Below are 4,658 nucleotides of genomic sequence, written 5' to 3'. Positions count from 1 at the left end.
CCGGGTCCCACCCGCAACCCGCGCGCGCTGGGGCACACCCCGGGCGGGTCGAGCAGCGGGTCCGCGGCGGCGGTGGCAGCCGGGCTGGTCAGCCTGGGCGTGGGCACGCAGACGGTGGGCTCGACGATCCGCCCGGCGGCCTACTGCGGCATCACCGGCTACCGCCCCACGCACGGGCGCATCCCGGTCGACGGGGTCATCGCCAACGCGCCGAGCTTCGACGTGGTGGGCCTGCTGGCGCGCCGGGTCGAGGACGTGGCGCTGGCGGCGTCGGTGGTCGTGGACGGGTGGACGCCTGCGGCAGTGCCCGACCGGTCGCTGGTGGTCGGCGTGCCCGAGGGGCCCTACCTCGACCTGGTGTCGGCGGAGGGGCGGGCCGGGTTCGAGGCGGCGCTGGACCGGCTGTGCGAGGCGGGTGTCGTGGTGCGACGCGTTCCGGCGGTCGGCGACCTCGAGGCGCTCGCCCAGCGCCAGGTCGACGTGGGGAGGTACGAGATCGCCCGGACGCACGTGGCGTGGTTCGCCGCGCACGCCGAGCACTACCGGCCCGAGACCGTCGCGGCGATCCGCCAGGGCCAGACGGTCACGCGGCAGGAGTACGACGAGGCGCTCGCCGGGTGCGCGGTGCACCGGGCCGGGCTCGTGGCGCGGATGGACGCCGAGGGGCTCGACCTGTGGGTCGCGCCGTCGGCGGTCGGCCCGGCGCCGGAGGGGCTGTCGGACACCGGCAGCTCGGTGATGAGCCTGCCGTGGAGCCAGGCCGGCCTGCCGGCGGTCGGGCTTCCCGCGGGGTGCGCGCCGGACGGGCTGCCGCTCGGGCTGCAGTGCGTGGCACGGCCGGGGGCTGACGAGCACCTGCTCGCCTGGGCCGCGGCGGTCCTGGAGCCGGTCCTGCTCGGGGTGGTGGCTGCTCGCGGGCTCAGCCGGCCGGTGCCGGGAGGATGTTGATCACCCTCGAGAGCACCACGACGATGACGGCCAGGGCGATCAGCGACTGCAGCGCCATCAGCGTCTTGGCCCGGCCGGTGAGCGGGGCGGCATCGGCCGGGCTGAACGAGACCAGGTTGGTGAAGGCCAGGTAGAGGTAGTCCCCGAAGTGGGGGATCCAGTCCGGCCCGCCGAGGTCCCGGTCGAGGGTCTGGGGGAACTGGAAGTCGGGGCGCTGCGCCGGTCCTCGGGCGCGCGTCCAGGGGCCGCCGCCGTCGACCTGCCAGTAGAGCAGCGCGAAGGTGAACATGTTCGTCGACAGGGCCAGGGCGCCTGCGACGAGGAGCCGGTTCGCCGTCAGCGCCGAGCCGTCCACGGGGTGGCCGTCGAGCACCAGGGCCACCAGGCGCCCGGCGCCGACCGTGTTGGCGCCGACCAGCACGCCGAAGAGGGTCAGCACCAGGGGCCGGGCCCCACGGGGCACCGGTCCTGGCCGGGCGGCGATGACGACCATCACGGCCACGGCGGCGAGCTCGATGAGGGGCACCAGCGGGACCGGCCCGACCCGGAACCGGGCCGGGACCAGGACCTGAGGCAGGATCGCGGCGACCATCGCCAGGATCGGCCACAGGTACGTCTCCGGGGTCCGCGCGATGGGCGGGTCGGGATTCTCGGCACCCACGGCTCCATGGTCGACCCGGGTCCGGCCGACCGACACCCCCAACGGTCAGGCCGTGACGACGCCGGCGTCGAGGTCGCGCAGGTACTCCGCGTTGCCGCGCAGCGCCGCCTCGTAGCGCCGCACGTCCGGGGCGTCGAGGTGGTCGGCGGCCACCTCGAGCAGCTCACCGACCGCGGCGTCGCTGCGCCCGGCGGCGTGCAGGGTCAGGGCCAGGAACAGCCGCACCGAGGCAGACCCGGGGAACTCCTCGGCGGCCCGGGACAGCGCGGCGACCGACTCGTCGTACCGCTCGAGGTTGCGCAGGGTGCTGCCGTACTGGATCAGGCACCGGCGCAGGGTGTCGCCCGCGAGGCCGGCGGCCATGGCCCGCTCGTAGTAGGTGACCGCCTCGTCCTCGCGGCCGGCGGTGTCGTAGGACCCGCCGACCTCGTAGAGGACGTGGGCGTCGCCCGGGTGGCGGGTCAGCAGCTCCTCGAAGTAGGCAATCGTCGGACCCATGTCGTCCCGGTCCCGGGCGGCGAAACCGCGCGCGATCTCGGCAGCCAGCTCCGGCGTCATCCCCTGCTCGGTCATGGGCGCCTGTCTACCGGCCGCCGCGCCGTCGTGGCAACGGGGTTCGGCCGTCAGGGGGCGACGCCCTCCGGCAGGGGTGCCCCCTCCTCGGCCGGTGGGCCGACCTGCAGGCGGGCGGTCTCAGCCAGGGCGATCCCGACCAGGACCACCACCGAGCCGGCCACCTGCACCGGCGTCAGCGACTCCCCGAGCAGCACCCAGGCGATGACCCCGGCGCCGACCGGCTCGAGCATCCCGACCAGGCCGACCCGGGCCGCGCCGAGGTGGGTCACCGCCACCAGCACGAGCAGGAACGGCGCCACCGTGCCGAGCAGGACCACCCAGGCCACGAGCACCCACAGCGGCGCCGCCCCGGGCACCGCGCCGGGCAGCTCGACCGCCTGCCCCATCCGGTCGAACGGGAAGAGCCACCACGGCTGAACCACCGCCCAGAGCACCGCCGAGAAGCCGAACGACCAGCCCATGAGCGAGATGGGGTCGCGCCGGCGCTGGCCGGCCTCGCCCATGAGGTAGTACGTCGCCAGCGCGGCGCCGGCGCCGACCGCCGAGACCAGGCCGAGCGGGTCGAGCACCAGGCCCTTCCAGAACTGGGCGACCAGGGCCAGCCCACCCAGGGCGCAGGCGAGGCCGAGCCAGAGCCGGGAGCGCACCGGCTGACGCTGCACGAACCGCACCCACAGCGCGACCATCAGCGGGGCGGTGTACTCGAACAGCAGCGCGACCCCGACCGGGAGCCGTTGCAGCGCCACGAAGTACAGCCACTGGACCATCGCGATGCCGGTCATGCCGTAGGCCACCAGGAACCCCAGCTCGCGCCAGCCGACGCGCAGCGCCCGGGGCCGCGTGGCGGCCGTGATCCCGAGCAGCACCAGCGCGGTGCCGGCGCTGCGGACCGAGACCAGCTCCAGCGAGGACAGCCCGTGCTGGAGCACGACCTTGCTCACGGTGCCGTTGACCGAGAACAGCACCGCCGCGACGACCGCGATCACCAGACCGGTCGACGCGCGGGGCGCTCCCGTCATGTGCGGGTCGCGGCCAGCTCGGCCGCCACGTGCGCGACCACGCCCTGGCAGGCGGCACGGACCTCGGCCAGGCAGCGCTGGAACTCGGCCTCCCCACCGTGCCAGGGGTCGTCCACCTCCAGCGTCCCCGCCGCGGCGGCCGCAGCGTCGAACTCGCGCATCAGCCGGACCTTGTCCTGGTCGGCCACCGTCGGCGCCCACCGCTGCAGCTGGCGCACGTGCCCCAGGTCGGCGGCCAGCACCAGGTCGAGCTCCTCGAACCGCTCGGGACGGAACTCGTGCGCGACGTGGGCGGACCCGTCATACCCGTGCTCGTCCAGGGTGCGCACGGTGCGCGGGTCGGCGCCCTCGCCCTCGTGCCAGCCACCGGTGCCGGCCGAGGTGACCTCGACCAGCGCGTCCAGCCCGGCCTCCTCAAGCAGCGAGCGCAGGATGACCTCGCCCATCGGCGAGCGGCAGATGTTGCCGGAGCAGACGAAGCAGACGCGGTAGGCCGGGGTGCGGGTCATGCGGTCATTCAACCCGAAGCCACGCCGGTGCCTCGGTGCGGAACCGCTCCGGCTCCCAGCGGCCGGCGCCCTCGGGCACCCAGCCCAGCAGCGGGGCGCCGGTGACGGTCGGCAGGTCCTCCAGGTTGCAGCGCATGGCCAGGTCGGGGTGCTCGGGCCAGGAGCCGATGACGAAGCCGAGGCAGTCCAGCCCGCGGTGGCGCAGCGCCTCGGCGGTCAGCGCGCTGTGGTTGAGCGTGCCCAGCCCGGCGGTCGCGACGACGAGGAAGCCCACCCGCGCCCCCCGGGCCTCCAGCGCGGTGCCGAGGTCGGCGATGGTCGCGCCGTCGGAGTCCATGTGCACCAGCAGCCCACCGGCGCCCTCGACGAGGACGACGTCGGCGTCACCGTCCTTGACCAGGTGCATGACGGCGTCGGCGTGCTCGGCCACCGTGGGGATCTCCACGCCGGCGACCCGGGCCGCCGCGTCGGGCGCGAGCGGGTCGGGCAGGCGGACCAGCTCACGGGTGCGCACGTCGCCGGCCAGGGCGGCGACCTCGTCGACGTCGCCGGGCTCGCCGGGCTGCAGCCCGGTCTGGGTCGCCTTGACGACGGTGACGCGCAGCCCCTGGTGCCGCAGCGAGACCGCCAGGGCCGCGGTGACGACGGTCTTGCCGATCTCGGTGCCGGTGCCGGTGACGACGATGACGGGGGGCAGGTCAGGCACGGCCGGTCACCTCCCGCAGCACCTTGGCGGCCAGGGCCAGCTCGTCCCGGGTGTGGTGGGCGTGCGCGGTCAGCCGCAGCCGGCTCGTGCCGTCCGGGGTCGACGGGGGACGAAAGCACCCGATCCGTATGCCGTGCCCCGCGGCCTCCTCGACCGCGGCCAGGGCCTCCCGGGGTCCGGGCATCGGCACCGACAGGACCGCCCCGGCGGGGGCGGCGACGCCGCACGCCTCGGCCAGG

General features: G+C 75.5%; 6 protein-coding genes and 1 pseudogene. 1 reads left to right on the top strand and 6 read right to left on the bottom strand.

Going from position 1 to position 4,658, the window contains the following annotated elements:
* On the top strand, positions 1-948 hold a 948-nt coding region (locus VF825_RS12075; RefSeq protein ID WP_331113571.1), incomplete at its 5' end, for an amidase.
* Here VF825_RS12075 and VF825_RS12070 read toward each other — a convergent pair.
* From VF825_RS12070 to VF825_RS12045, 6 genes and pseudogenes are all read right to left on the bottom strand, one after another.
* Positions 920-1,609 (bottom strand): hypothetical protein, encoded by a 690-nt coding sequence (locus VF825_RS12070; protein WP_331113569.1) that lies wholly within the window; start codon positions 1,607-1,609, stop codon positions 920-922. The genes VF825_RS12075 and VF825_RS12070 overlap by 29 nt on opposite strands.
* A gap of 45 nt (positions 1,610-1,654) precedes the next feature.
* The gene (locus VF825_RS12065; protein WP_331113567.1) at positions 1,655-2,182 is read right to left on the bottom strand and encodes a tetratricopeptide repeat protein; all 528 of its coding nucleotides are present in this window, start codon (positions 2,180-2,182) and stop codon (positions 1,655-1,657) included.
* 50 nt (positions 2,183-2,232) lie between these two features.
* Complete coding sequence (locus VF825_RS12060; protein WP_331113565.1) at positions 2,233-3,204, bottom strand: EamA family transporter; 972 nt, start codon at positions 3,202-3,204, stop codon at positions 2,233-2,235.
* Entirely contained in the window at positions 3,201-3,713 is a 513-nt protein-coding gene (locus VF825_RS12055) for a low molecular weight protein-tyrosine-phosphatase (protein ID WP_331113564.1), read from the bottom strand. The genes VF825_RS12060 and VF825_RS12055 overlap by 4 nt, the downstream gene beginning before the upstream one ends.
* A gap of 4 nt (positions 3,714-3,717) precedes the next feature.
* Complete coding sequence (bioD, locus tag VF825_RS12050) at positions 3,718-4,419, bottom strand: dethiobiotin synthase (RefSeq protein WP_331113562.1); 702 nt, start codon at positions 4,417-4,419, stop codon at positions 3,718-3,720.
* Positions 4,412-4,658, bottom strand: a pseudogene (locus tag VF825_RS12045) (8-amino-7-oxononanoate synthase); the annotation flags it as partial. The gene bioD and the pseudogene VF825_RS12045, both read right to left, overlap by 8 nt.

Origin of the sequence: Oryzihumus sp. (assembly GCF_036391795.1) — a bacterium.
In the GTDB taxonomy this organism is placed as follows: Bacteria; Actinomycetota; Actinomycetes; order Actinomycetales; family Dermatophilaceae; genus Oryzihumus.
Note: the sequence above shows the minus strand (reverse complement) of the source record. Positions and strands in the feature narration are given on the sequence as shown.